General features: G+C 35.8%; 22 protein-coding genes and 1 pseudogene. 21 read left to right on the top strand and 2 right to left on the bottom strand.

The window, feature by feature from the left end; all coding sequences use genetic code 11:
* The first annotated feature begins 226 nt into the window (after nt 1–226).
* From QYB95_RS03665 to aspA, 14 genes and pseudogenes are all read left to right on the top strand, one after another.
* On the top strand, nt 227–1,210 hold the full coding sequence (locus QYB95_RS03665; protein ID WP_301136757.1) for an alpha/beta fold hydrolase: 984 nt from the start codon (nt 227–229) through the stop codon (nt 1,208–1,210).
* 444 nt (nt 1,211–1,654) lie between these two features.
* Nucleotides 1,655–2,878 (top strand): MFS transporter, encoded by a 1,224-nt coding sequence (locus QYB95_RS03660; RefSeq protein WP_301136754.1) that lies wholly within the window; start codon nt 1,655–1,657, stop codon nt 2,876–2,878.
* Nucleotides 2,879–2,968: 90 nt separating this feature from the next.
* On the top strand, nt 2,969–3,454 hold the full coding sequence (locus QYB95_RS03655) for an HIT family protein (protein WP_301136752.1): 486 nt from the start codon (nt 2,969–2,971) through the stop codon (nt 3,452–3,454).
* A gap of 213 nt (nt 3,455–3,667) precedes the next feature.
* Nucleotides 3,668–4,008, top strand: a pseudogene (locus tag QYB95_RS03650) (NIPSNAP family protein).
* Nucleotides 4,009–4,086: 78 nt separating this feature from the next.
* Nucleotides 4,087–4,890, top strand: a complete 804-nt coding sequence (locus QYB95_RS03645; protein WP_301136750.1) for a class I SAM-dependent methyltransferase — start codon at nt 4,087–4,089, stop codon at nt 4,888–4,890.
* 937 nt (nt 4,891–5,827) lie between these two features.
* The gene (locus QYB95_RS03640; protein ID WP_301136748.1) at nt 5,828–6,172 is read left to right on the top strand and encodes a hypothetical protein; all 345 of its coding nucleotides are present in this window, start codon (nt 5,828–5,830) and stop codon (nt 6,170–6,172) included.
* Nucleotides 6,173–6,358: 186 nt separating this feature from the next.
* The gene (locus QYB95_RS03635) at nt 6,359–6,865 is read left to right on the top strand and encodes a hypothetical protein (RefSeq protein WP_301136747.1); all 507 of its coding nucleotides are present in this window, start codon (nt 6,359–6,361) and stop codon (nt 6,863–6,865) included.
* A 258-nt stretch (nt 6,866–7,123) separates the two neighbouring features.
* Nucleotides 7,124–7,960, top strand: a complete 837-nt coding sequence (locus tag QYB95_RS03630) for a DMT family transporter (protein ID WP_301136746.1) — start codon at nt 7,124–7,126, stop codon at nt 7,958–7,960.
* A 172-nt stretch (nt 7,961–8,132) separates the two neighbouring features.
* A complete protein-coding gene (locus QYB95_RS03625; protein WP_301136744.1) occupies nt 8,133–9,560 on the top strand; it encodes a sigma-54 interaction domain-containing protein in 1,428 nt (475 codons plus the stop codon).
* A gap of 335 nt (nt 9,561–9,895) precedes the next feature.
* Nucleotides 9,896–11,197, top strand: coding sequence for a CitMHS family transporter (locus QYB95_RS03620; RefSeq protein ID WP_301136743.1), 1,302 nt, complete (start codon nt 9,896–9,898; stop codon nt 11,195–11,197).
* Between the two features lie 10 nt (nt 11,198–11,207).
* The gene (locus QYB95_RS03615; protein WP_301136742.1) at nt 11,208–12,545 is read left to right on the top strand and encodes an acyclic terpene utilization AtuA family protein; all 1,338 of its coding nucleotides are present in this window, start codon (nt 11,208–11,210) and stop codon (nt 12,543–12,545) included.
* Nucleotides 12,526–12,840 carry an AtuA-related protein gene (locus QYB95_RS03610; protein ID WP_301136741.1) on the top strand — a complete coding sequence of 105 codons (315 nt, stop codon included), beginning with the start codon at nt 12,526–12,528 and terminating at the stop codon, nt 12,838–12,840. Before QYB95_RS03615 ends, QYB95_RS03610 begins: the two co-directional genes overlap by 20 nt.
* 248 nt (nt 12,841–13,088) lie before the next feature.
* Nucleotides 13,089–13,958 carry a DUF2785 domain-containing protein gene (locus QYB95_RS03605; protein ID WP_301136740.1) on the top strand — a complete coding sequence of 290 codons (870 nt, stop codon included), beginning with the start codon at nt 13,089–13,091 and terminating at the stop codon, nt 13,956–13,958.
* 279 nt (nt 13,959–14,237) lie between these two features.
* The gene (gene aspA / locus QYB95_RS03600; RefSeq protein WP_301136739.1) at nt 14,238–15,668 is read left to right on the top strand and encodes an aspartate ammonia-lyase; all 1,431 of its coding nucleotides are present in this window, start codon (nt 14,238–14,240) and stop codon (nt 15,666–15,668) included.
* Between the two features lie 124 nt (nt 15,669–15,792).
* On the opposite strand, the gene QYB95_RS03595 is transcribed toward aspA, so the two are convergent.
* Nucleotides 15,793–17,340 carry a hypothetical protein gene (locus QYB95_RS03595; RefSeq protein ID WP_301136738.1) on the bottom strand — a complete coding sequence of 516 codons (1,548 nt, stop codon included), beginning with the start codon at nt 17,338–17,340 and terminating at the stop codon, nt 15,793–15,795.
* Nucleotides 17,341–17,807: 467 nt separating this feature from the next.
* Here QYB95_RS03595 and QYB95_RS03590 point away from each other — a divergent pair, with 467 nt between their 5' ends.
* The 3 genes from QYB95_RS03590 to QYB95_RS03580 all read left to right on the top strand — a co-directional run bounded on the left by QYB95_RS03590 (nt 17,808) and on the right by QYB95_RS03580 (nt 19,977).
* A complete protein-coding gene (locus QYB95_RS03590) occupies nt 17,808–18,233 on the top strand; it encodes a hypothetical protein (protein ID WP_301136737.1) in 426 nt (141 codons plus the stop codon).
* 84 nt (nt 18,234–18,317) lie between these two features.
* On the top strand, nt 18,318–18,851 hold the full coding sequence (locus QYB95_RS03585) for a helicase (RefSeq protein WP_301136736.1): 534 nt from the start codon (nt 18,318–18,320) through the stop codon (nt 18,849–18,851).
* Nucleotides 18,852–19,014: 163 nt separating this feature from the next.
* Nucleotides 19,015–19,977 carry an alpha/beta hydrolase gene (locus QYB95_RS03580; RefSeq protein ID WP_301136735.1) on the top strand — a complete coding sequence of 321 codons (963 nt, stop codon included), beginning with the start codon at nt 19,015–19,017 and terminating at the stop codon, nt 19,975–19,977.
* A gap of 174 nt (nt 19,978–20,151) precedes the next feature.
* Here QYB95_RS03580 and QYB95_RS03575 read toward each other — a convergent pair whose 3' ends face one another.
* Entirely contained in the window at nt 20,152–20,841 is a 690-nt protein-coding gene (locus QYB95_RS03575) for a Crp/Fnr family transcriptional regulator (RefSeq protein WP_301136734.1), read from the bottom strand.
* A 368-nt stretch (nt 20,842–21,209) separates the two neighbouring features.
* On the opposite strand from QYB95_RS03575, the gene QYB95_RS03570 reads away from it, so the two are divergent.
* The 4 genes from QYB95_RS03570 to QYB95_RS03555 all read left to right on the top strand — a co-directional run bounded on the left by QYB95_RS03570 (nt 21,210) and on the right by QYB95_RS03555 (nt 26,049).
* Nucleotides 21,210–22,568 (top strand): M20/M25/M40 family metallo-hydrolase, encoded by a 1,359-nt coding sequence (locus QYB95_RS03570; RefSeq protein ID WP_301136732.1) that lies wholly within the window; start codon nt 21,210–21,212, stop codon nt 22,566–22,568.
* Nucleotides 22,569–22,660: 92 nt separating this feature from the next.
* Nucleotides 22,661–24,094, top strand: coding sequence for a YfcC family protein (locus tag QYB95_RS03565; RefSeq protein WP_301136730.1), 1,434 nt, complete (start codon nt 22,661–22,663; stop codon nt 24,092–24,094).
* Nucleotides 24,095–24,256: 162 nt separating this feature from the next.
* On the top strand, nt 24,257–25,390 hold the full coding sequence (locus tag QYB95_RS03560; RefSeq protein WP_301136728.1) for an aminotransferase class V-fold PLP-dependent enzyme: 1,134 nt from the start codon (nt 24,257–24,259) through the stop codon (nt 25,388–25,390).
* Entirely contained in the window at nt 25,387–26,049 is a 663-nt protein-coding gene (locus QYB95_RS03555; RefSeq protein WP_301136726.1) for a YitT family protein, read from the top strand. The genes QYB95_RS03560 and QYB95_RS03555 overlap by 4 nt, the downstream gene beginning before the upstream one ends.
* The last annotated feature ends 56 nt before the right edge of the window (nt 26,050–26,105 follow it).

Below are 26,105 nucleotides of genomic sequence, written 5' to 3'. Positions count from 1 at the left end.
TCCTACTTCATTTATTCTTCTTACATCATTTCGGATATCATTGTTCAATTTACTATAGTTAAGGGGTTGATTGTAAGTCTCAAGCCCTAGTTAAAAATAAAACTCAGGTTCATTACTTCCCAAATTTTTCCGCGATAATATGTATTTATATATACAGGGCACCAGAATTATACAATTTGTGTGTGCCTAGCACTCGAAATTACAAACTTAGGGAAGTAGTGAAAAAATGAAAACTAAAAAGAAATTGAGATTTTGGATTGTTGTTAGGAATAGTTTTATTGCCATAATAGCCATATTTTCGTTTTGGATGATTTCGAGCAACTTCATGACTGGGTATGAACAGAAAAAATACCGTGCAAGTGGGGAATTAATTGAGGTGGAAGGTAAAGAGATGCACCTTTATACAAAGGGGAATGGAGAGAATACGATCGTTTTGCAAAGTGGTCTAGGAACAACAGCACCCGCACTGGATTTTGAACCTTTGATAAATGAACTGGCTAAGGAAAATAAGGTTGTAGTGGTAGAATCCTTTGGTTATGGATGGAGCGATATAACGGACAAGGATCGGACAGTTGAGAATATAGTGGAAGAAACCAGAACAGCTCTTAAAAAAGCCAACATAGCTGGCCCCTATATTTTAATGCCTCATTCCATTTCGGGTATCTATAGTATGTATTTTGCCAATAAATATCCAGAAGAAGTTAAGGCAATTGTAGGGATCGACCCAACATTACCTCAAGCGTTGGGATACTTTGGGGAAACTGCTCCTTCGATGCCAAAATATTTTAGCTATGCCGCACCGACTGGATTAGCTAGGTTAGCGATATACTTAAATCCCGAGGGTTATTTACCAATTACTGCGGACGGGATATATTCATACGAGAATCTAAAAATAACGAAGGCAATCTCAGCCTGGAAGGGTTACAACAAGAATGTAGTAAATGAGGCCAATGAAATAAAGAATAATATAGAAAAAACTGTTCTTATGAATTTCCCATCTAAAATGCCAGTTTTAATCTTCACTACGAAAGAAGATAAAGAAACCATAAGCGGAAAAAACAATGTGACTTTTTATGAAACACAGTTAACAAATTCCACTGCCAGTAAAATCGTTCCCCTAGAGGGCCATCATTATCTACATTGGACCCAATATAAAGAAATGAGCAAAGAAGTAAATGAATTGATAGAATCAAGCGCAGCTAATCCGTAAAGCTTAATTAGTGGCTATTTTTTATTTAGATTTTTAAGCCTGAATCCGAAAAAAGTTAACCGATTCTATTTAGAAAGTTATTGAATTGTAGTAAAATATTTCTAAATTAAAAGCGATGAAGAGAAGAGTAAATGTGTTTAAGCATAACAGAGAACTCCGGTAGCTGAGATGGAGGATGCAAAATCACATGGAATCAAGCCTCGGAGCTGCACATAGGATATTATCTTCGTGAGATTGATGATGTGTCGGGTACTCCCGTTACAGAGATAGAGTATTTCCTAAATATTTATGTAGATGTACTCGAAAAGGTTGTTGCGGCGACGCAAGAACAAACTGGGGTGGCACCGCGAACTTCTAAATTCAGGGAGTCTCGTCCTCAAGTCGAATGACATGGGGGTGGGATTCCTTTTTGTTTTTTACAATTCGAATTTAGGAGTGAATGAGATGTTGAATCTTAAAATGTGGAAAAATCCAGTATTGCTATTGCTGGGTATTGGTGTTTCAAATCTAGGTGCCTGGATTTATTTGATTGCACTGAACCTCATCGTCTTGGATATGACAAAGTCGCCCTTAGCCGTTTCAGTTTTGTATATCCTTATACCAGTAGCAACTTTATGTACTAATTTTTGGTCGGGTAGCTTTATCGACAGGTTAAATAAAAGGAATCTGATGATGTCTCTGGACCTGGTCAGAGCATTATTAATTTTTATGCTTCCGTCCATGGATTCGCTGGTTTTTATTTATCTATGGGTATTTATGATCAATATGGCGGGTTCGATTTTTGAGCCTACATCCATGGCTTATATGACGAAGCTTGTCCCTATGGCAAATCGCCATAGATTTAATGCACTTAGAAATTTCATTAATTCAAGTGGTTTTATATTGGGCCCTTCCATTGCAGGTTTTCTGTTAATGATTGATTCCCCACATCTAGCCATTCAATTAAATGCTCTAGCATTATGTCTATCGGCGATCACTCTTTTTTTCCTCCCCAAATTGGAAGGTGAAAAGGGAATCGTTACTTCCGATAAAGTCAGCCTTAGCGTTATCAGGTATGATTGGAAACAGATTCTTAAGTTTAGTAAATCGAAAAGGCATATTGCTTCGGTTTATGTACTATTTAGTGGAATTACAGTCTTTATGACTGCACTAGATTCATTGGAAGCAGCATTTGCCACAAATATTCTTTCATTAACCGAAAGTTCCTATGGATTCCTTGTAAGTATAGCTGGAATCGGGATTATTATAGGATCGTTAACAAATGCGTTATTCGCTAATCATCTGAGGACGAATATGCTTATCGGTTTTGGGTTGGTTTTTATTCCGTTTGGCTATTTAATTTTTGCCTTCTCACAGAACTTTGTTTGGGCAGCTATAGGATTTTTCACATTAACATTTGCTTTGTCTTTCGCAAATACCGGCTTTTTAACCTTTTATCAAAATAATGTACCTATTGAAATCATGGGTAGATTTTCGAGTGTATTTGGTTTGCTGGAGGCAGTGCTAATCATTATGTTGACGGCGGTTGTGGCTGTTTTCGCTGAATTATACGGGATACGCTCCATATATATAATAGGTACTTTTGCTTTCTTGGTCTTGGGATTGGTTATGAATTTGATTGTCTTGGATAAATCGAAAATGGTCTATTACTCACAAGAAAATAGTTGAGAAGAATCACAATCTAATTCAATTTGTTCGGGCAAGAAATATAAATAGATATGCATCTGGTAAAGAAGAACAAGAAGTGGAGGCAGGTTTATGAGAAGGATAACTTTATCAAACGGAAAAATAGTTGAAGTTCAGTGTCTGAGTTGTGCATTAACAGGCGGCTTGATTGAACCTGATGGCGGGGTTGTACTAGAAACGGAATATTTCCATGCTCATCAAGATGTGGCTTATCCAATCAAGGGTCTAATAATATTAGCTTCCAAGCGTCATATTAAATGTCTTGATGAATTAACAGAGGAAGAAAAGTTGGATTATATTAAAGTGCTGACAAAAATCAGAAAGGCACAAAGAGATACATTAGGAATTGAATCCGTTTATTACTTTTATAATGAAGATACTACACATCATTTCCATACTTGGATGGTTCCAAGATATGAATGGATGTATGAGTTCGGTCGCTCGGTTGAGTCTGTTAGACCTGCTCTACTTCATGCAAGACACGAGATGAATAATGCAAAAAATATTAAAGAAGTAATGGATGCTATTGATGCATTAAAAAATGAATTAAATAAATAGTTTGTCATTCAAAAAACTAGCGCTTTCCTGAAAACAAGGAAAACGCTTTTTTTCATTTCTTAAGGTTATAAATAGTGGGACTTTAATTTTAAAATTATCTCCTTTTCAAATGTGCGGATTCAATGAATCACCACATTTGAAAAAAAAGGAAATTAAAAGTAGGTTGTTGAATTTATTAGTTAGTATCCTTTTAAAAGATGTGGAGTGAGTATCTTGTTTTATAGAAGGAAGTTCTACATAGTAAAAAATGATTTGTTGAAGTTTTCAATCGTCATTTTAATGACACTAATTTACCCAATCAATTAAAACATGGAGCACGATTAATAGGAAGATGGATGATCCCAAAGAATGAAGATGCTACCGAGATATTCGCCATTTGGGAATATGACAGTTTGCAGAAATACAGAGAGATTGAAGGCAAAATTCGAAATGACAAGGCTCATGTTAACAGAGTGAATGATTGGTATGAAAAACATGGCGGGAGAGAGTGTGTCATTCAAAATTATTTTTTGGAAGTACGAAACGAAGAGTTAAAGACGACTTTGATTATGTAATGGGTATTCCTTTAAAAAAGTTTTTTAACATAAAAAGGTGTCGTTGTTATATGAATATAGTTTCAAAGGGAGTATATTATGAGTGAAATAATCAACTATTATAATCAGTTCGATGAATGGGGAAGACTCGAGAGAGAACCTATTGAATTTAAAGTGAATTGGCATTATATAAAAAAATATTTACCCAAAACGGGAAAAATTTTAGATAATGGGGCAGGTCCAGGAAAATACTCGATGGAGTTAGCAAAGGAAGGGTACAATGTCACCTTGGCTGATTTGACGCCAAGGTTAGTAGAGATAGCAAAAATTAAAGCATGCGATCTAAATTTAAGTAAACAATTTAATGATTTCTTGGTTGCCGATGCAAGGGAGCTGAAAATGTTCGATGATGAACAGTTTGATGCATCACTCATGCTTGGTCCGATGTATCATTTACAAGATGAAATCGGCCGAATAAAGGCAGCTGATGAATTAAATAGGGTTACAAAAAAGGGAGGATTAGTATTTGTTGCGTTTATGCCAAGGATTAGGCATATCTTGACCTCACTTTTATCTCCGGAGAATTGGAAGCCAAATAATAGTCTGGAAGCAATAAACTCATTTTCGGAAAGTGGTTGTTTCAATCATACGGATAAAGGTCGTTTTACTGGAGCTTACTATTTTGAAATTGATGACATCAAGCCTTTCATGGAATCGCAAGGTTTTGAATGTCTACAACTATTAGGTTCGAATGTAGGAACAATCTTAACTAAAGATAGTTGGGATTATTGGAATGAGAATGGTCAAGAAAATCAGCTTATTGAACTAATAATCGAAAAGGCAACAGATCCTTATATCCTTGGCATCTCAAGCCATCTGTTATACATCGGCAGGAAAAAGTAATCCTTCATAGGAGTTTAGGTATTATTTGCTATTTTAATCTTCGTTCGGAGTATTAGGTTGTGCCTATATTATTAATTCTTGAAAAAAGCAATTTATTGTATATAAATCCGCAAGTAACTAAGGTACTTCTTTAATAAGGAGTGCGTTTGTGAAGGGCTATAGAGTTAAATGAAACTAAGATGCTATTTTCCTGTTATATTAAGTTACTTAGCATATTTGGCATAATATTTTTCCGATTTAGGAAAAGGTCTTCAATTGGCAAAACATAATGATATGGAGCAATAGTTGCAGCAACTACTGTTTGTTTATCAAACAATAGATAAATGTTGATTTGATTGTTGGGTAGGGTATACTATAGTTTTTTCCTTTAATTTTCATGGGTAACCCTTCATAAATCTCTCTAGCTTCAGTTTGGAACAACATTTCGATAGCTATTTTCCCGTAGTATCCTTTACCCCACCAAGACATGAAAAGTTTAACGCTTTCCGAAAAACCATATTCTCCCTCATCATTATTTTCAAATAGCTGTTTATATAACGGTGCATCAGACACCAGTACGCCATTGTGATCATAATATGATTGCTGCACATTTTAAAAAATAGCTTCGCCCCATATTATTTCCTTTAATTTCAATTCGAATTCACCTTGCTGCAATAAGCACCACTTTGAACTATCCAAAGACGGGAAATGATTCGATCCATCCCTATTGTTTAAATAAATGTCTTGAATAAAAACTAGATAATTTAAGGAATAGGGAGGCTCCACTGTTAAAATAGGTTATTGTTTTCAAATTCATTACTATTCAACATTAGATAACGTTACCTTTCTAATAATTTGCTACTTTTAGTTTACCCTTGAGTTTGATGAAATTGGGTAAAATTGTAAAATGAAAAGTCTTTAACTAAAGAAGAAGTATTATATAACAATAGTAGTCTCTATGGGTGTTGAGGTTGCAATTATATGGCTTACAAGGAGGTGCTTTAATATAGACAAATTCGTGAAATGGTTTCTACTTTCCTTTATTTTTGGGCTATTAGGTTTAGTAGCAGTATTTTTCGTAGAAGATGTTGCAAGAATCACTGGTGAAATGAATCGTAATATATTGTTAGTCAGTATATTAACTGTATATTTTATTATAATTTTTTCCTTGTTTAGCCTTGGTAAGGCTAATTCAAAAAAAGCCAAAAGTGAATTAATAATTTCAGCAGTTTTTGCTACGGTTCCTTTGTCGGCTTTAATAATAAATACATTAATTCTTATTGTCTATTTTGTCGGTAAGTAATTTAAGAGAGTACTAATCTTGAAAGGTGGGGCGTTTTCTCAAAAATGAGTACGCTTTGCATAAATAATGATGTTTATGTTGAAGTAAAGAAAAAGTGAATTATAGATATAGTGGAAGTAATATTTTACTTTTAAAAAATTTAAACACCGTTAGACAAAAAAATATGAAATGGTGGGGGTGATTAAGATGAAAAAAATTGCTGGAATCTTAATTGCTGTAATTTTATGTGGAGTTATTTGGTATGTTATCACGGCTAAAGAACATGCTCAGCAAATGGAAGGAAAAATCAGCAGGCACTATTTAAACGCAAACTATTTATTGAATGATATAGTCGAAGAGCTTCTTGCTTGGAACTTTAGCCAACCCTTATCCGCTGAGGATGAAGGTTATTTAATCAAGCTTTCCGATCAGTTGCACTATACTTCGGATTTGATGTTCAGTGGGGATGTGGTACATCAGGATTGGAGAAATCAGATGACTGATACACAGGATTATTTGTCCGGTTATGTCTACGACCAATCGCTATCTGATGAAGATAGGGCGGATTTACATCAGGCGCTTTGGGCAACACATTTTATTTTAATGGATTTTCGGACAGCTGCTAATAACAAAGTAGAATATTATGACGCCATGAATAATGAAAAAAATGAGATGGTAGAAAAAGTTAATAATCGTCTAGCTACGCAATTCTAATCCTGTTTAATCAAAAGGGGAAGACAGAAAGAGTTTAAAATCTATAATTTCTATGTGAAAGCAAGCTTTCTAATTGTTCGCTTAGGCATCTAAGTAAATCGTATTTGTTAAATTACAAAGATAGTAAACTTGTATAGAATTTCAAGCTTACTGTAAGCTACAGACATCATAAAACTCGCCCAGATTAATTAAAAAAATATTTAAAATTATTGAAATCTATATTAAAATAACTCTATCAATGGGAGAGAAGGGTTTTAAGTGTGGATTATTGCAGCAGTAATGACTATGTTTTGCTTTGGGATTAATAATATGATTTTTAAAATCACTTCAGGAAAAGGGTTATCTAAGGTGCATATGCAGTTTTATTTCTACCTTATCGCCTTTTTATTGATGTGCTGCTATGGAATGGTTTCTGGTTTTGCAACCTTTAATGGATTAACGATTTTACTAGGTGGAATCATAGGAATATTGAATGCAAATGGTAATATTCAAATGTCAAAAGCTTTTGAAAGAGGACCGGCGAGTATAACGTCGCCGCTTATCAGCACGAATACGGTTATACCGATACTAAGTGCGGCACTTATTTTTCATGAGAGCATTTCACTGATTCAATGGGTTGGCATTATCGTTATGCTTGCTTCTGCAGCTGTCATCCAATATGTACCAGGCAGTGGTGTTATAATGGACTATAAGCCATGGATGTTCCGGGTTCTATTATCGGTTTTATCGTTTGGGGTACTCGGTGTACTAATGAAGACATCCTCACATTTACATATTGATTCAATTAATACACTTGTTTGCATGTATGGTGGCGGTGCTGCTTATCTATTGATTAATAGCTTTATTCTGAAAGAGAAATGGCAGCGTGCGGAATTGAAATACGGTGCCATTATCGGAGGATTTAGTGTTATCGGTTATAGCAGCTACTTTTTTGCGCTTGATACAGGTGTTGCAAGTATTGTATTCCCGATTGTTAGTTTAAGTTGTTTGGTTGTCGTTCTCAGCAGTTGTTGGATTTATAAAGAGAGACTTAAATTCTACCAAATTGTCGGAGTTATATCAGCACTGGTTGGTATTATGCTAACGAAAATATAATGAAGAGATTTTATGCGTTTTTAGAACCTTATTCTAAGTTTGCGATTTTGATACGAATTATGAATCTTACACAAAAGCCTTCCAACTCTGGAAGGTTTTTTTTGTAAGGCTATAATAAGAGTAAGTAGTACGGAGAGATGGAACAAAACCTAAGAAAGGATGATGGGTAATTATGGAGAAATATTCAAGTCTTGATATAAATCACTCTTCTCCCGAAAAACAAACTGATTGGTGGAAGGCAATTGTTCATTCTATAAATGATGGGGTTCTTGTAATTGATCTTGAAGGAATTGTTCAACTAGTTAACCCAGAGTATTTGAGGATAACAGGTGCAACTCCCAGTATTATTGGAAAGCCATTAAAAGAATCTCGACCTGGTGCCCAATTAACTGAAATATTGGTCGATCGAAAAACTAGGGTAGGAGTTTACCGGAAAACTGGGAATCGGGAATATATCGTGGATATGGCTCCGATTATTCTGGATGACAAAGTGATAGGAGCAGTATCTGTATGTAAAAGCCTAGATGAAGTCCATAAGCTAACCCAAGAATTGAAGTTAAAAGGAGAGAAATTGGAGCAGCTTCAGAAAAAAATGAGTTCCTTATATCAAGCAAACTATACTTTCAAGCAAATCATCGGTAAGAATATGGGACTTAAAGATGCTGTTAATGTTGCAGAAAAGGTTGCTGACACCGACTTACCTATTCTTATTACAGGTGAAAGCGGGACAGGAAAAGAATTGTTTGCTCAGGCAATGCATAACGACAGCAAAAGAAAGAATAATCCGTTTGTTCCTGTTAATTGTGCGGCTATTCCCGCCGCTCTTTTAGAAAGTGAGTTATTTGGCTACGGAGAAGGTGCTTTTACCAATGCAAAAAAGGGTGGGAAAATTGGTCTGTTTGAAATAGCTAATAATGGAACTATATTTTTAGATGAAATCGGGGATATGTCCTTTGAACTTCAGGCTAAGTTATTAAGAGTGTTACAAGAAAAAAAGATTCGTAGAGTGGGAGAAACAAGGGAACGGGACATAAACGTAAGAATCATCGCAGCAACCCACCGTGATTTACAACAACTTGTAAAAAAGAACCATTTTAGAGAGGACCTATTTTATCGATTAAATGTGATTAGTCTACATATACCTCCCTTACGTGACAGAAAAGACGACATTCCAGAACTTGTTGATGCCTTTCTACAATCATCAATCATAAATTTGTCTTTGGATCTGGAATCCATTAATTATACTATCAGCCGACACACCTTAAGATTTCTGCAGACATATGAGTGGCCAGGGAATGTACGGGAATTAAGAAACATGATTGATTATGCTACTTGTATGATGGAAGGAACTGAAATCAAAATTGAACACTTACCAGAGACTATTACTAAGAATCGAATAGACATTAGTGAATTCAATGAAACTACCAGTTCTTATAATTCCTTGCAGGAAGCAGTTCAAGATGCTGAAAAGAGGTTTATTTTAGAAACGTTAAAAAAATTCGGGAATGATCTTGAAGAGAAAAAAAGGGCTGCCAATGCTTTAGGTATCTCATTAGCAACTTTGTATAACAAAATAAATCGATACAATTTAGATTTCTAAATGTTAAGAAAAATTCCCTTATAATTCTAGCAAATTAGAAATATAGGGGGGTGTTGTTATAACAGCCATTTTATTGATAATAGGAGCTATAAAATTCTAACAATTTAGAACCAGGGTATTTGTAAACTGTTGAATAAATTGCTACCATCTAATTTTTTTAATTCTATTGAGATGGTTATAATACTGACTATTTTCCCTTTAATAAGGATAAATTATTCTCTTTTCTGTTTGAATTTAAAAAGTTGGCATGAATTTTGCTTAATAAAAAGTGAAGTAAGAAAAGGAGGGTGCTTTAAGCAAAGAGAAGAGAAATATTGTAAATCTGGGGGGATTGGATGGTAGCTTTATTAGGATTCTTAACAATAGCAACTTTTCTAATATTAATTATGACAAAGCGACTTTCAGTAATTGTCGCTCTCGTTCTTGTTCCATTGGTTTTTGGGCTTTTCAGTGGATTTGGTGCCGAACTCGGTCCCATGATGTTAGAGGGAATTCAAAAGGTTGCACCAACAGGGATTATGGTTGGTTTTGCTGTCTTATATTTTGGGTTAATGATGGATGCAGGATTATTTGATCCAATCATTTCACGAATTATTCGGATCGTTAAAGGAGATCCGCTTAAGATTGTAATTGGAACAGCAATTGTCACAATGATAGTAGCATTGGATGGTGATGGTGCATCAACGTTCATGATTACGATTTCAGCATTTCTGCCAATCTATAAACGCCTAGGTATGAATCCTCTTGTATTGTCTGGTGTTGTTGCATTAGGAGCAGGTGTCATGAATATTGCACCTTGGGGTGGCCCTACAGCTAGAGCAATGAGTATACTAGAAGCTGATGCGACTCAACTCTTTAATCCCGTTTTGCCAGCTATGTTTGTTGGGATTGTATGGGTATTTCTTTCATCTTATTGGCTTGGAAAAAAAGAGCGCGAAAGACTCGGCATTATAGATTTAGTAATTAATAAAGAGGTTTTAATGGAGACTTCTTCTACTGTTGAAGGAAAAAGACCAAACCTTTTTTGGTTTAACTCGTTATTGACAATTCTACTTCTTGTAGCATTAGTTATGGCTTGGCTACCGATGCCGGTCTTATTTATTGTTGCCTTTGTTATTGCCTTGCTTGTTAACTATCCAAACTTTGGGGAACAGCAAAAGATATTGACTAACCATGGAAGTAATGTTGTATTAGTGTCCTCCATGATTTTTGCTGCAGGTATTTTTACAGGAATTTTAACAGGAACTAAGATGATCGACGAAATGGCAATTTCTCTGGTTTCCATAATCCCTGATCAAATCTCAGGTTTATTGCCATTATTGGTAGCGGTTACAAGTATGCCACTTAGCTTTGTATTTACACCAGACGCCTATTACTTTGGGGTTCTTCCAATTCTTGCTGAAACTGCTGTCAATTTTGGAATAGACCCAATAGAAATTGGGCGAGCTGCAATCCTGGGTCAAATGACAACCGGATTTCCATTAAGTCCACTTACAGCTTCAACATTTATCCTTGTTGGGATGACAGGGGTAAATTTAGGCGAACACCAAAAATTTATTTTCAAATGGGCATTTGGAACCACGATAGTAATGACAATTATGGCATTAATGACAGGAGCTATATCTATAACAATTTGAGGTGTTGAGAATGATTAGAATCGGTTCGGGAGCAGGCTTTTCGGGTGACCGCTTAGAAGCGGCAGTGCTTCTAGCGGAAAATGGGAATCTAGATTATCTGGTGTTGGAATGTCTTGCGGAACGTACAATAGCATTGGCTCAAAAACAAAAGTTGAATAATCCCGAATTGGGTTATGATTGTTTATTAGAAAAGCGAATAGAACCACTTTTACCGATTATTAGTAAAAATAAGGTAAGACTTATTTCAAACATGGGAGCCGCAAATCCGGTTAGAGCTGCTGAAAAAGTGGTTGAGATGGCTAATGCCCTAGGAATTTCCATAAAAGTAGCTGCGGTAATCGGGGATGATGTAATGGCACACATTCATGCGGAAGAAAGAAGCTTAGAAGGTAATCTGCCTTTATCGTCATATGGTCAATTAATTTCAGCCAATGCCTACTTAGGGGCAGAAGCAATTTTGCCTGCATTAGAATCAGGTGCTGATATCATTATTACCGGTCGTGTTGCTGACCCGTCCTTATTTGTTGCTCCGATGGTTCATCATTTTGGATGGTCATTTGATGATGTGGATCGTATAGCACAAGGAACAGTAATAGGGCATTTGTTGGAATGTGGAGCACAAGTTTGTGGAGGGTATTTTGCCGATCCAGGGAAAAAGGATGTTCCAGACTTTGCTCATTTAGGTTTTCCTTTTGCAGACGTAAATTCGGACGGTTCTGCTGTAATCAGTAAGTTAGAAGGTAGCGGAGGATTGATTTCTCTATCAACTGTCAAAGAACAGCTTTTGTATGAAGTTATCAATCCACATGAATACATTACTCCTGATGTTGTTGCTGATTTCACAACAGTGGGGCTTAAAGAAAATGCCCCAAACAATATTGCCGTATTTGGCTGTAAAGGAAAGTCTAAACCGATTGCCTATAAAGTAAGCGTAGGCTACCGTGCAGGATTTCAGGGGGAAGGGGAAATTTCTTACGCTGGTAGCAATGCGTTAGGGAGAGCAATGCTTGCAGGAGATGTTTTGCAAGAGAGGTTAAAAGGCGAATTCAAGGATTTACGAATTGATTATATTGGTAGTACATCCGTTCATAGAACAAATTTTGGTGTATCCGAAGAGCCCTATGAAATCCGACTTCGAGTAGCTGGAAAAGCAGATACACCCACAAAAGCAGTAAGAGTTGGAGAAGAGGTGGAAGCTTTGTATACAAACGGTCCAGCAGGTGGAGGGGGAGTCCGTAAATATACAAATGAGGTAGTTGGAATTGTTTCAATATTAATACCGCGAAGGAAAATCAATTCCGCTATTATTTTACGGGAGAGTGTACCAGATGAAAAAAAAGTTATATGATCTAGCCCATAGTCGTGCTGGAGATAAAGGAAACACACTTATTTTATCTCTCATTCCGTATGATGAACAGGATTACAATCTATTATGCGAACAAGTAACTGCTGAGAAGGTAAAAGAACATTTGAAAGAGATAGTGGAAGGTCACATAATTCGCTATGAAGTTCCAAATATTGCTGCACTTCAGTTTACATGTCATCAAGCGTTGCTTGGGGGAGTCACTACCTCTTTGAGCATAGACACTCATGGTAAAAGTTTAAGTTTTGCGTTGCTGGAGATGGAAATTGACATTGATTAGAAATTTATTCACCTTTTCCGGAGTATTTCTAAATGGAGGTGGCTCTATTCAATATTTTAATAGAGTTTAACCTATATTAATGGGAAATCATTACAAATTAACTAAGCAAACTAAAAACTTTGGCGCCTTTCTCTTAGAAAAGCGTCCTTTTTTCGTTGACCGACCATATTGTAATGGCACTCCATAAAATTGGTTATTTATGGTGAAGTTAAATGCCGCTCTAATGAAGTAGTATGGTGGAGCATTAGATGAGCGAAGAAACATTCCTATTAAAATCACAGCTAATTGAATTAGAAAATAAAGATTCCGAACTGATAAACCAGGACGACCTAGTAAAGCTGGTTGATCAGATGCTAGATAATATTGGTTCGATAGATTCGCAATTAAGGGATAATCTTATCTTCCCGACATTTGTGAGGCTTATTGATGAAGAGCTGTTGAATATTGAACAATACCAATATATCTTTGATACTGTTTTGGATGAAAAGCATTTGTTTTATAATATTGGTGAAAAAAATACAGACTCAGTATTTACGAGATCATTTTCCTCCTTAATTGTTGCTGCAATATTGCATAAGGATAATCAATTAGGATTCTTATCGGAAGAATGTTTTAACTATGCAGTTTGTCGAAGTATTTCCTATTTAAAAAGTGAACAGGATACAAGAGGTTTGGTCGAAGTAAAGGGTTGGGCTCATAGTGTAGCCCATGGTGCTGACTTGTTAGTCGCTCTAGTTAGACACCCGAAATTTGAAAATGGGCATTCTGATAAGATATTAAATACCATTCATAATTGTTTATTTAAGGATGCCACTTACATCGATGAAGAAGATGAACGTTTAGTTTTTGTAATAGAAGCCCTGATAGAAAAAGAGTTCGACCAAAAGAAACTGGGGCATTGGGCTGAAGGTGTTTTAAGTGACCTAGAGTACATTTATGCAAATGAAGGATTCTCCAATAGGTATTTTCGTATTAAATTTAACATCACGAACTTCCTAAAGTCGTTATATTTCATAAATGGATTTAAAAACGAGAAGTTTCATTTAGGAGAGTTGATTAATCAAAGTCTAAAGATACTTCATCAAAAATTATATGATGGAAATGAAGTACGGAATTAGAATTAAATTCAGAAAAGGGTTCATTCTACTTTACAAAAAGGAAAAGAGATCAAGCGTTATTTGCTTATTCTCTTTTCCTTTTAATTTTGTAATCAGCTTTTTGCGACTAACAAATGATTATAAACTGAAATTTATAATAATTTCGTGAATTAATTAATTTTAAAATTTAATCTCAAAATGAGATGAGTTTGTGCTAATCTAGAGATAGATTATTCGTTCAATCACTATGCATGCAACCTATCTTTTTTTAATTACATTATGGAATTGGGGATAAATATTATGGGGAATACAGAATTTCGCATTGAAAAAGATTTTCTAGGAGAAAAGGAAATACCAAAAAGTGCTTACTATGGTGTTCAAACGATAAGGGCGGTTGAAAATTTTCCAATCACTGGATACCGAATTCATCCAGAACTTATTAAATCTTTAGGAATCGTGAAAAAAGCTGCGGCACTAGCAAATATGGAAGTGGGTATGTTAACGAAAGAAATTGGCCAATTCATTCTTCAGGCATGTGATGAAGTGATTATTGGAAAATGGAATGACCAATTTATTGTCGATCCGATACAAGGCGGCGCGGGGACTTCTATTAATATGAATGCTAACGAAGTAATTGCAAATCGTGCGCTTGAACTGATGGGAGAAGAAAAAGGGAATTATAAAGTGATTAGCCCAAATAGCCATATCAATATGTCGCAATCTACAAATGATGCTTTCCCAACGGCTACTCATATTGCAGTTCTAAGCTTAATGAACCAATTGCTGAACTCTACCAAAACAATGCAGAATGCCTTTGTTTCCAAAGCGAAAGAATTTGCTGGTGTTATAAAAATGGGTCGAACACACCTTCAAGATGCAGTCCCTATTTTGTTGGGGCAGGAATTTGAGGCATACGCCAGAGTTATTTCTCGTGACATTGAGCGGATGTCACTTTCAATTCAACATTTATTTGAAGTAAATATGGGCGCAACGGCAGTCGGTACTGGACTAAATGCAGATCCTTCATATATTGATGCTGTAGTATGCAATCTTAGTGAATTAAGTGGTTTACCATTGAGCAGGGCAGAACATTTAGTAGATGCAACCCAAAATACGGATTGTTATACGGAAGTATCGGCAATGTTGAAAGTTTGCATGATCAATATGTCTAAAATAGCCAATGATTTACGCTTAATGGCTTCCGGACCCCGTGATGGATTATTCGAAATCATCCTACCAGCTCGTCAACCGGGTTCCTCAATCATGCCCGGCAAAGTTAATCCGGTAATGGCGGAAGTAGTAAACCAGGTCGCTTTCCAAGTGATGGGGAATGATTTAACGATTTCACAGGCATCCGAGGCCGGCCAATTTGAGTTAAATGTAATGGAGCCAGTGCTATTCTACAATTTAATTCAATCAATCTCGATCATGAATAATGTTTTCGCTGTATTTACGGAGAAATGCGTAGAGGGAATTAAAGCAAATGAGGAACATTTAAGAGAATATGTAGAACAAAGTGTAGGAATCATCACTGCAGTAAACCCTCATATCGGCTATGAACTTGCTGCACAAATTGCAAAAGAGGCGATAGCAACAGGGGCATCAGTACGTGAGCTTTGTATCAAATCAGGCGCTTTAACTGCAGAACAATTAGATAAGATACTTGATCCTTATGAAATGACGCATCCAGGCATTGCTGGTGGCAGGTCTTTAGTAAATAAGCAGATTTAGGATAAAAGAATTTTAAAAAAACCAGATTGATTGCGGAAAACTTGGCAGTCAATCTGGTTTTTTAAACTCTTAAGTTGGATATTAATTGTATAAAATAATTAATTTATTGGAGTTGTTTTTTTTCTTATTGTCTGTTTTCTTTATAAATAGAACCATTAAAGTTATCGACAATAACAATATCGCCAACCTTGAATTCATAGCCAGGCTGGGATTCCAGGATTTGAATTTTCGCCTTATTAAACCGTAAAGCATTATTTGATGTCAGTACACCAAGATATTCTTGGTTGCTTTTTTGTAATCTAAATAACTGTCTGTTATCGGTCAGTGTAAATGCTTTCCCTTTTAGTCGAACTATATCGTCCTTTATTTCAATACTAGCAATAGTAAAATCTTTTCCAAATGGGTATATTTCGTTATCAATTATCGCAGCATTCGAAAAAAGTGTACCACCGAGATTTTTGTTGCTTATTAGCGGTTCGATGATTTGTTCGACTTGCCCTTTTGCAGCAAGTTCTTTTAGGGTTAGTACTTTGTCAGGAAATTCATTGGACCATTTCATACGATTAAAATCACCGCTATTGTATTCGTAATAATTGTTGTGCGTCCGATCATAACCCATTTCAATCATTTCTACGATACCTTGAGCAATTCCCTCATAGTCCTTGATGTTATATTCTTTAATTGTAGCTTCGAAGTTTATACTTCTATTATATTCATCATAGTACGGAGTCATAGATAACTCTTTTTCGGTATCATTTAAGAAAGGTTTGTTTCTCTCTAATGTTTGGTAGTGTGAGTCCTCTGTAACACTGGTGAATTGTTGAGAATCGATATTAAACTGAACTGCAAAAGTAGAAATGCTTTCCGAATCCGCACATGTCATACACTGGTATTGCAATCTTACATCCAATAATTCATTTTTACTTGAATCATCATAAGTTGGTTTAACAGCGGCAGTTACTACCTTCAATCTATCAGCCGAATAACTATTTAAGATGCTTGTTGCTTTGTCGATATAAACCTGTGCTTCGTCCTGATTCCATTTCTGATTTAGTCTATCAATCTCATCTGTTGGTAGTATTTGAATTGCACAAGATACCAACAAAGCTATTATCGTAGTGAATAATGTAGCGACTTTGAGCTTCTTGGGATCGTAGAGTTTTAAGAGAACAGTGAAAATAACTATTTCCACAGCTGCTAGTAAGCACAAAATCATTACATCAGTAGTTCTACTCATATGTACTGCATGGTATCTTTCGATAATCCTTACAATAGCACTTATCAATACTACAATCAGCGAAATTAGAATCGTTATTCGGAAGCGTTTAAGATCATTAGGTTCTTCGTTTTCTTTACTTCCTTCCATACCAACGTTTTTTTTCAGTTTTTCACGGTCATTAAGAGATTTCTTCTTCAAAATAATGAAAGTGAAAATAAACTGTGGCAGGATCAATAAACTGCCCATTATAAGCGGTATTACAAAATTAATTTCACCATCGCCGTTTACGCCCAGTATCGAAGCTATGAAAACTAGTGGAATGGCAGCAAAAAGGCTAACCACATTCATGATAATGGCGATTGCTTTTAACATTGAACTTATCTCTTTTTTTGAAATTAGGTAGAAATTATATCCCCATAAAAAAACTAATAATAGCAGCAGTATAAAAATCATTCCAACACCCTTTCAGATTCCGGTTAATATGTAAAAACGATTGTTTACCCCTAAACTTTTGATTAATATTATCCTTGTTTTTCGTTATGTAAATCTATTCTAGCACCTATTCTATCAGGCATGCATTTTCATATTTATCAAATAATTTGCTCAACCTATGTATACAGTTAGTTGAAATAACTGCTGAATTTTTACCGCCTTTAAAAGCCGAAACTATTAACAAAAACTAAAATAGCACTTAATAAAAATATGTTTTCTTTCTCACTATACAAAAAATGCAAAATTCCACAAGGTTATTTCTCAATATAAAATAACCTGGCACTTTTAATTCAGGAATAGTCTTTCTTCAGCAATTTTTTTGTCAACATCTTGATAGGAGGGAAATGGATATTTATGTTAATATTTAAATAAGCTTTGTAGAAATACTTAATTCAATGTCAGGATAGTAGAAGAAGGGATTTTAAACTTTGAAGAAACAACTGTTTTTAATATTCTGTATAGGAATTAGTTTAGCCGGATGTAATCAAGAGGAATCTATAAATTTAACAAAAGAAGAACAAACCGAGGCATCTCATGAAAAGCCTAGCGAAAAAATAATAGTTAAAGAACGGCAAGGCGATGAGTTCACAAGTTTAAAAGAGCTTGTTAACTCTGATGAAATCAAGACTGTTGTCGAAATAATAAAAAAATCTGAATGGGAAGAAAACATTATGGTGTCGATGGAACATCCTCCTGATTATCGTTTTATTTGGGAGTCGGTTAACTACGCTTTATGGATTACTCCAAATAGAGACAGATTGGAGATTGTGGCTGAGGGACAATCAAAATATATAAAACTACCAATAAAGGACTCGGAAAATTTATATAAAATATTGACTGGAAAAGAACTCTAGGGTTATTAAGACAATACTTTAACTAACCATTCCTAAAATTAAATATATAGGTACCTAAATTAATAGTATGTAAGGAGCGAACTTATGAAATTATCCCCTGATGGACCAGGTATAACTAGAACTCTAGAAATAGGCGGGCTAACTAAGTTTCAGTTGATGGAACAGTTTAAACAACACTCCATCATGATGAACAATTATGGCGAAAGATTATTTTTTGATGGTTTATTTACTACTTCTGAGACAAAGTACAGTCTACAGATCGTTGAACTAACTGTTAGACAACTTGGTTTTCCTGAAGGAGCCACTTTGCCTCAGCTTTTTAATCAAGCGAACGAACTTGGTTTGAAATTGTGTCCTCTTGAGCTTGGACCTTATTTAAGACTAGAGTATCTAGATCAGACTGAAGGGAATACCAATCAACTTTCTCTGCAAAATTCAGCTCCTTCCGGGTCCATCACAATAGCATCTGAGTTAGTAAGAGATGACGATGATTTTCCTAAAGGGTTTTATATTCGAAAAATAGATGGCGTGTTATGGTTGCGTGGATACCTTGCTGATAGCCTGCATGTTTGGAATCCGGATGATCGCTTTATCTTTTGTATTAAAGAAAATCAGTAAAATTAGTTGGCACTGTTTGTATAAGAGGGAAATTAGTTTGAAAACGAGGTTTAAAATAAAGTAGAAATCCTACTAATTGCTCCGTAGTAGTATTAATAAATGAAAATCAGAAATAGTGCCTATTTGGAATCATAAATAAATATCGGGTTATGGAGGCTAGAGCATGGATTCTTTCATTGAGCGTCCAACATACAATGATACCGAAGTCTATTGGAAACATTATCAGGCATTTTTTTCCGATGAACTGCAAATAAAAGAGAATAATCTACCGACTGAAGAATGGTGGAATTGGAATGATTGTCAGATTCATCTAGATCGATTGCCCTGTCCAGAATCAAAGACCAAAGTGATTATGATTCATGGAGCAGGTGGAAACGGTAGACTCTTGGCACCTTACGCACGAATGCTGCAACTACATGGATATGAAGTTGTGTCACCAGATCTCCCTCCATATGGTCTCAGTTCCGCGAAGCAAATAACATCAATCGATTACCAACACTGGATCCAAATCATTACGGATTTAATCGAACGGGAAATTGAACAAGACGGTAAACCAATCGTTTTACTGGGAGCCAGTATCGGAGGCATGCTTGCTTATCATGCGGCCAGTAGGAATAAAAAGGTTAAAGGGCTAATCGTAACGACTTTTGTGGATACAAGTAAATCGAAAGTTCGTGATCAAATTGCTCCAAATAAAGTAATGAGCCGTTCAGGTAAATTTATAATGGATACATTTCCATATCTTTTGGATTCTTTTCGAATTTCTGTTTCAAGGGTATCGAGAATGAAATTAATCACTAACAACTCTCAACTGACTCAATTCATTATCAATGATCCTTTAGCAGCAGGAACAAAAATTTCATTTCGTTTTCTAAGAACTTTCTTAAATATGAAGCCACTGGTAGAACCCGAGAATTTCGACAGTTGCCCTATATTATTAGTCCATCCAGAATTAGACCCGATGACGCCGTTTGAATTAAGTGAGCCATTTTATAATCGTTTGAAATGCAAGAAAGCATATGTGATTTTGGAAGGAGCCGGCCATTTTCCTATAGAAGAACCAGGAATAGAACAGATGAGAGAAGCAGTTCTCTCATTTATCAAAGAGATAGAAATTGATATGTAGAAAGGGTTTAGCAAATAATCTGGGTAAAAGAGCTGACAAACAGCTCTTTTTCTTTTTGAATTGAGCTGTATTTAATGTTGTATATATAATTTATTACATATCCCAATATCGCATAAACAAATTAGTCCTGGTGTTCTTTTTCATATGTATTTCCTTGATGATGAGCTGTTCTTATTAAATTTCTTTTGTAAATTGCATTAATTCCTCAACATTTTCAATAAGATACCCCCCTGAGACTTTGGATATAATCCCCAGATGTTGCAGTTGAGTCATTGTATTAGATACGGTAACACGTGATGTGCCAACAAGGTATGCCATTTCTTGATGAGTAAAGTTTATAGCTATCTTTATTCGTTTACCGTTTTTTTCACCATAGGCTAATCCCAGCTGCAGAAGACTATTTGCAATTCTTTGATTAGCCGAAGTAAAGCTGAGTTGTAAACTATGATAGGCGGCAACACGAAATTTTAAACTCGTTAATTTCATTACTTGTGAACTTAATGCGAAATCATGACTTATAACTTTTTGGAATTGTTTAACCGGAACTCTAACAAGCGTAGCATTACTAGATGCAATAGCACTATTTGTATAAGTATGATCGGCAAATAGGCTACATTCACCAACCATCCCGTTTTTGCCAATTATTACAATATGTTTTTCATCACCAAAGGTAGATAGTAGAACCAGCCGAATTCTCCCTTCTAAGATGATATAAACATAATCTATAGCATGATCCTGGATAAAAACGTATTGATTCTTTTTGAATTTGATGGTTTGGCCTAACGAGACAAGAGATTTCCAATTAAAGTCAAGATTTTCAATCCATGGTGATGCAGAGCTTTCATTAGAAAAGATATAATCCATTGATTTATCACACCTTTATTATTAAATTTAAAGATTATAAAATAAGATATTGCTTGTGTTCTCAGGAAACAAATTGTCACATCTACTGAAATCCTATTTTTTTGTCCTATCACTCTTTTTTATTCAATTATAAATATATTAAAAAAATTGTAAAATACTTTACATAAATTTTTCAGAATATTCGGTATAACCATAGTAACATAAATTAAATACATTATCTTTAACAACGAAAAGGGGAGTGGTTGTAATAGCAAAAACAATCTTCTGAATTTGCATTAGGTGCCAATACCAGTGTAGGTAACTAAACAAGTAAACGACTAGTTTTCAATCTTTTCTAATATTACTTAAATTCAAGGAGGATAATTACCATGTTCCTAGATAGTTTTAATGAAATCCTTACAAACAGAAAATATGAATATATCGATCAATTAACTACTTTTTTAGGACAAGAAAGTGTTAGTACAAATAATGAGGCGATAAATGAGTGTGCCACTCTACTCAAAAGGATGATGGATGATATCGGAATAGACACCGAGATAATACAAACTAGAGGAAACCCAGTTGTTTATGGTGAAATCGTCAAGGATGAAAGTAATTTTACGATGCTAATTTATGGCCATTATGATGTTCAGCCGCCAGGACCAGTGGATGAATGGGAATCTCCTCCTTTTGAACCAACAATAAGAAACAATCGAATCTATGCTAGGGGAGCAGGAGATAACAAAGGGCAGCTAATGGCTCAAATTCTTGCCATTAAAACATATAAGGAAGCCATAGGGGATATTCCAATCAATGTGAAATTTGTATTTGATGGAGAAGAGGAGATAGGAAGTCCTAATTTAAACACTTTCATAGAAGAGCACAAAGATATGTTAAAGGCGGATTTTGTTTATACATCCGACGGATCCTCTCATTACAGTGGTTCTCCACTTATTCTATTGGGAGTAAGAGGGATTTTGTTTCTTGAATTAAAGGCAAAAGTGGCCGAATGGGACAACCATTCCGGTAATACAGGCAATATTCTACCTAATCCGGCTTGGAAATTAATGAATCTCTTGAATACGATGAGAAGTCCTGATGGCCGGGTTTTGATTGAGGGCTTTTATGATAATATTAGGCCTGCTACTGAACGGGAGAAGGAACTGCTCCAACTGTTGCCTTATGATGCTAAAGATATCGGCGCTAAAATTGGATATCCACATTTAGATATGACCGGAGAGAACTATTACCACAAGTTAACGATGGAACCAACTTTTAATATTAGCGGGTTCAAAAGCGGATATACCGGTGAAAGCTTGAAAACATTAATTCCATCTACTGCGACTGTAAGGTTGGATCTCCGGCTTGTAGTCGATCAGGATCCCGAGGATATCCTCAATAAAATCAATCATCACGTACAACTACATGATCCTGATATCGAAGTGACATTTTTGGGATCCATGAAACCATCAAGGACATCAGCAGATCTTGAAGTTGTAAAAGTTGTTACCCAAGCAATCTCTGAATCTTATAACAAAGAGCCCATTATTCAACCCAGCCTTGCGGGTTCAGTTCCTGATTATGTATGGACCGGCATCCTAGGAGCCCCTTCTATAATTATGCCATATGCAAATTTCGATCAAAGAAATCATTCACCTAACGAAAATCTGGATTTAGATTACTTTTTTAACGGAATAAAATGTACTAGTCACGTAATCGACACTCTCGGAAGGAAGTATAACAAATAGGACATCACAAAAATTCAACCTCTGAAGTATCTTCTAATCGAAGGGGGAAGTCCACATAAGCAGGTAAATATAATTTACAAGGAGGTCATTTGATGGAAAAAGAGGCACTAATTGTTAGCGCAAAGGAGCTAAAGAAAAAGAAAAAAATAGAGATGCCCGATGTCTTTGTTATTTTGTTTATTTTCATGGTTTTAAGCTATGCTTTTTCCTTTATCATCCCATCAGGTTCATATGAAAGAATTGAAAAGGGAGGAATTACACAGATAGACCCAGAGAGCTTTTCTTACATTCAGAGTGAGCCATTATCTATCATGCAATTGTTCTCTTCCATTGCAGAAGGACTCTCCAGTTCAGCAGATATTATATTCTTAATTCTCGTAGTTGGAGGTACCATAGCTTTAATCGATGCAAGTGGTGCTCTTAAGGCAGGTATAAATTCTCTTGTTAACGCAACGAAAGGTAATTACCTATTGTTAATTACGGTATTTGCAGGGATATTTGCCGTTTTATCTTCATTGGGAATTGGGGGGAACTTAGCAATTGCTTTTGTGCCGATAGGAATAATCATTGCTCGTTCTTTAAATCTTGATCCTCTAGCGGCAGTAGCAATTGTTTTCCTGGGATCTTATGCAGGACTTGCTGCAGGGGTATTTGATCCAGTCGTTACTGTATTGGGGCAAACCATCGCAGAACTTCCAATCTATTCTGGCGTACTATTTCGGGTAGTCATTTTCATTGTTTTTGTATCAATTACTATTTTGTATATTTGCTTATACGCAAAAAAAGTACGCCAAAATCCTGCTAAAAGCTTGATTGGAGCAGATTTTTCAGCTGTGCATGGAAACGAGAATGAGGAAGTTATTCAGAATAAGCGATTCTCGCTACAACAGAAAATTGTCATCGTGTTGTTCTTCTTATTTTTCGGAACCTATTTATACGGGGCATTTAAATTAGATTGGGGCTTATACGAAATGTCGGCAATTTTCATTATGCTCTCAATTGCAGTTGCAGTGGTTTCAAAAATCTCTCCGAACCAATTTGTTGGCATATTTATGAAAGGCGCTAATGGAGTAATGTATGGAGCGTTGGTAGTTGGAGTAGCAAAAGCAGTGATTATCATATTAGAGAAAGGGCACGTTATTGATACAATTGTCAGTAACACAACAGCCGTGCTAGATCAGTTCCCTCCAGGGATAGCCATGCAGTTGCTGTATGTATTTAATTTATTGTTCAATTGCATTATTACTTCCGGATCAGGACAAGCGGCGATTGTTATGCCAATTATGGTGCCGATAATGGATATGTTGGATATTACAAGGCAGACAGGGTTTTTGACATTTAAATTAGGAGAATCCGTTACCAATATCATCACACCTCTTTCAGGTACATTAATGGCTTGTTTAGCAATAGGAAAGGTTTCTTTTGTTCAATGGTTTAAGTTTGTGCTTCCTTTATTCTTGATTTGGACTTTAGCAGGTGCATTTCTAGTAGGAATTGCTGTATACATCCATTACGGTCCGTACTGATTGTTATATATGACAATTGTTGAAGGCACTGATATAAGGTATGGAATCTGATATTTTGGAAAGATTATCTTCTCAAGTGGATATAGCTAGATTTATAAACATCGCAGTTACATTTTAAAATTAGTGGCGGTTCCAAAAAATAAATTAAAAAGGATGAAGAAAATGAATTTTAGTAAAGAAAGAAAGTATTTCCCCATACTAGAGGAAAAAGTACAGCTCTCGAGCTGTTCTCAGAGTGCACTAAGTATTCAAGTCCAGCAATCCTTGGATGAGTTTATGCAAACCTGGATTTCTGAAGGAATGGATTGGAATAAGTGGATGGTCTGTGTGGAAGAGACCAAAGCTTTATTCGCTAAAATGATAAATGCTTCACCTGAAGAAATCGCTATTTTATCATCTGTTTCCGATGCAGCATCAACGGTTGCTTCAGCACTTAATTTTGATGGGCAGCGTAATAAAATCGTTACAACTGAACTAGACTTCCCAAGCATCGGACACGTTTGGCTGGCCCAGAAAAAGCGAGGGGCTAAGGTGGATTTTATTCCTGCGGTTGATAATAAAATAGCCTTGGAAAGCTACGATGGGTATGTGGATCACCATACACTTGTTACTTCTATTTCTCATGTTTCATATTATAACGGCTTTAAACAAGATTTAAAAAGTATAGCTTCGAAAGTTCACTCTAAAGGATCCTATTTATTTGTCGATGCTTACCAGTCTGCAGGAAGCGTTGAGATAGATGTTAAAGAAATGGATATCGATTTTCTCTCAACAGGAAGTCAAAAGTTCATGCTAGGTACTCCGGGCATTGCCTTTTTATATGTGAAAAGTGAGATTGCTGAACAATTAGAGCCTTCTACAACTGGGTGGTTTGGACGTGTATCGCCATTTGCCTTCGATATAAAACAATTAGACTACGCAGAGGGTGCAAAAAGGTTTAATACAGGAACCCCTCCAATGATCAATGCGTACGCAGCAAGAGGAGGTTTAACTCTATTAAATGAGATAGGTGTTGATAGAATTGAGAAATACTTATCCAGTCTATCTTCCTTCGCCATAAATTATGCAAAAGAAAAAGATTTTAAGCTTGCTAGTCCTGAAGATTTGAATGATAAAGCATCGAATACTGCCATTTTTATCCCGAATGCAGCAAAAATGGAGCAGCAATTACGTCAAGATAACGTCATCGTATCAGCACGGAATGATGTGATCAGGATAGCTCCGCATTTTTATAATACGGAAGAAGATATTGCAACAGCAATCGATAAAATGGCTTACTTACTTGCTAAAGCATGATGGAAAAACAAGCGATAACAACTTTCTTGAACAGAGCAAGCATTATTGCATTCGGGGCAGCATTAGCTGCTTTAGCTTTTAATATGCTCTTACAGCCTAATGATATTATGGCACCCGGCCTAGGCGGGGTAGTGCTGCTACTGAATCAATTTCTGCCACTATCAACCGGTTTATTATATTTCGTGTTGAATATACCGCTATTTTTACTAGGATTAAGGTTTATTGGTTTGAGATTCATATTTTATAGCTTTATGGGAATGACATTCCTTTCTTTATTTCTTTTATTATTCGAACATGTTCCTATAGTAAATCAGCCCGTGATCGGGAGTATTGTAGGGGGACTATTAAGCGGGACAGCTATTGCCATAATTCTACTTGCTGGCGGTTCCACAGGTGGACTGGATATCGTATGTGTAATCATTAATCGTTTGCGTCCAAAGTTGACTACAGGAAAAGTAATGTTTATGCTCAACGCTTTTATTGTCTTATGTTCCGTTTTTCTATTTGGTATCACCAAATCCGTTTTATCAATCCTTTCCATTTATTTAGCTTCAAAAGCTTTGGACCTCAGCTACAATGCAGGAGAAAAATATGTGCAAAGATTTAATGCAAGGTCATCTCAAAACATAGAACAAACTGACACTATCCATCCTGAATAGGGATACTATCCAGGTTAAAAAAGATTAATCGATGGAAAAATCAATGCTTTTAGATG

Source organism: Ureibacillus aquaedulcis, from assembly GCF_030418165.1.
GTDB lineage: Bacteria > Bacillota > Bacilli > Bacillales_A > Planococcaceae > Ureibacillus > Ureibacillus aquaedulcis.
Note: the sequence above shows the minus strand (reverse complement) of the source record. Positions and strands in the feature narration are given on the sequence as shown.

What these genes read in the sequence shown, in the direction of transcription:
- QYB95_RS03665 (WP_301136757.1), top strand. Translation starts at nt 227, where the DNA reads ATGAAAACTAAAAAGAAATTGAGATTTTGGATTGTTGTTAGGAATAGT.
- QYB95_RS03660 (WP_301136754.1), top strand. Translation starts at nt 1,655, where the DNA reads ATGTTGAATCTTAAAATGTGGAAAAATCCAGTATTGCTATTGCTGGGT.
- QYB95_RS03655 (WP_301136752.1), top strand. Translation starts at nt 2,969, where the DNA reads ATGAGAAGGATAACTTTATCAAACGGAAAAATAGTTGAAGTTCAGTGT.
- QYB95_RS03645 (WP_301136750.1), top strand. Translation starts at nt 4,087, where the DNA reads ATGAGTGAAATAATCAACTATTATAATCAGTTCGATGAATGGGGAAGA.
- QYB95_RS03640 (WP_301136748.1), top strand. Translation starts at nt 5,828, where the DNA reads ATGGGTGTTGAGGTTGCAATTATATGGCTTACAAGGAGGTGCTTTAAT.
- QYB95_RS03635 (WP_301136747.1), top strand. Translation starts at nt 6,359, where the DNA reads ATGAAAAAAATTGCTGGAATCTTAATTGCTGTAATTTTATGTGGAGTT.
- QYB95_RS03625 (WP_301136744.1), top strand. Translation starts at nt 8,133, where the DNA reads ATGGAGAAATATTCAAGTCTTGATATAAATCACTCTTCTCCCGAAAAA.
- QYB95_RS03620 (WP_301136743.1), top strand. Translation starts at nt 9,896, where the DNA reads ATGGTAGCTTTATTAGGATTCTTAACAATAGCAACTTTTCTAATATTA.
- QYB95_RS03615 (WP_301136742.1), top strand. Translation starts at nt 11,208, where the DNA reads ATGATTAGAATCGGTTCGGGAGCAGGCTTTTCGGGTGACCGCTTAGAA.
- QYB95_RS03610 (WP_301136741.1), top strand. Translation starts at nt 12,526, where the DNA reads ATGAAAAAAAAGTTATATGATCTAGCCCATAGTCGTGCTGGAGATAAA.
- QYB95_RS03605 (WP_301136740.1), top strand. Translation starts at nt 13,089, where the DNA reads ATGAGCGAAGAAACATTCCTATTAAAATCACAGCTAATTGAATTAGAA.
- aspA (WP_301136739.1), top strand. Translation starts at nt 14,238, where the DNA reads ATGGGGAATACAGAATTTCGCATTGAAAAAGATTTTCTAGGAGAAAAG.
- QYB95_RS03595 (WP_301136738.1), bottom strand. Translation starts at nt 17,340, where the DNA reads ATGATTTTTATACTGCTGCTATTATTAGTTTTTTTATGGGGATATAAT.
- QYB95_RS03585 (WP_301136736.1), top strand. Translation starts at nt 18,318, where the DNA reads ATGAAATTATCCCCTGATGGACCAGGTATAACTAGAACTCTAGAAATA.
- QYB95_RS03580 (WP_301136735.1), top strand. Translation starts at nt 19,015, where the DNA reads ATGGATTCTTTCATTGAGCGTCCAACATACAATGATACCGAAGTCTAT.
- QYB95_RS03575 (WP_301136734.1), bottom strand. Translation starts at nt 20,841, where the DNA reads ATGGATTATATCTTTTCTAATGAAAGCTCTGCATCACCATGGATTGAA.
- QYB95_RS03570 (WP_301136732.1), top strand. Translation starts at nt 21,210, where the DNA reads ATGTTCCTAGATAGTTTTAATGAAATCCTTACAAACAGAAAATATGAA.
- QYB95_RS03565 (WP_301136730.1), top strand. Translation starts at nt 22,661, where the DNA reads ATGGAAAAAGAGGCACTAATTGTTAGCGCAAAGGAGCTAAAGAAAAAG.
- QYB95_RS03560 (WP_301136728.1), top strand. Translation starts at nt 24,257, where the DNA reads ATGAATTTTAGTAAAGAAAGAAAGTATTTCCCCATACTAGAGGAAAAA.
- QYB95_RS03555 (WP_301136726.1), top strand. Translation starts at nt 25,387, where the DNA reads ATGATGGAAAAACAAGCGATAACAACTTTCTTGAACAGAGCAAGCATT.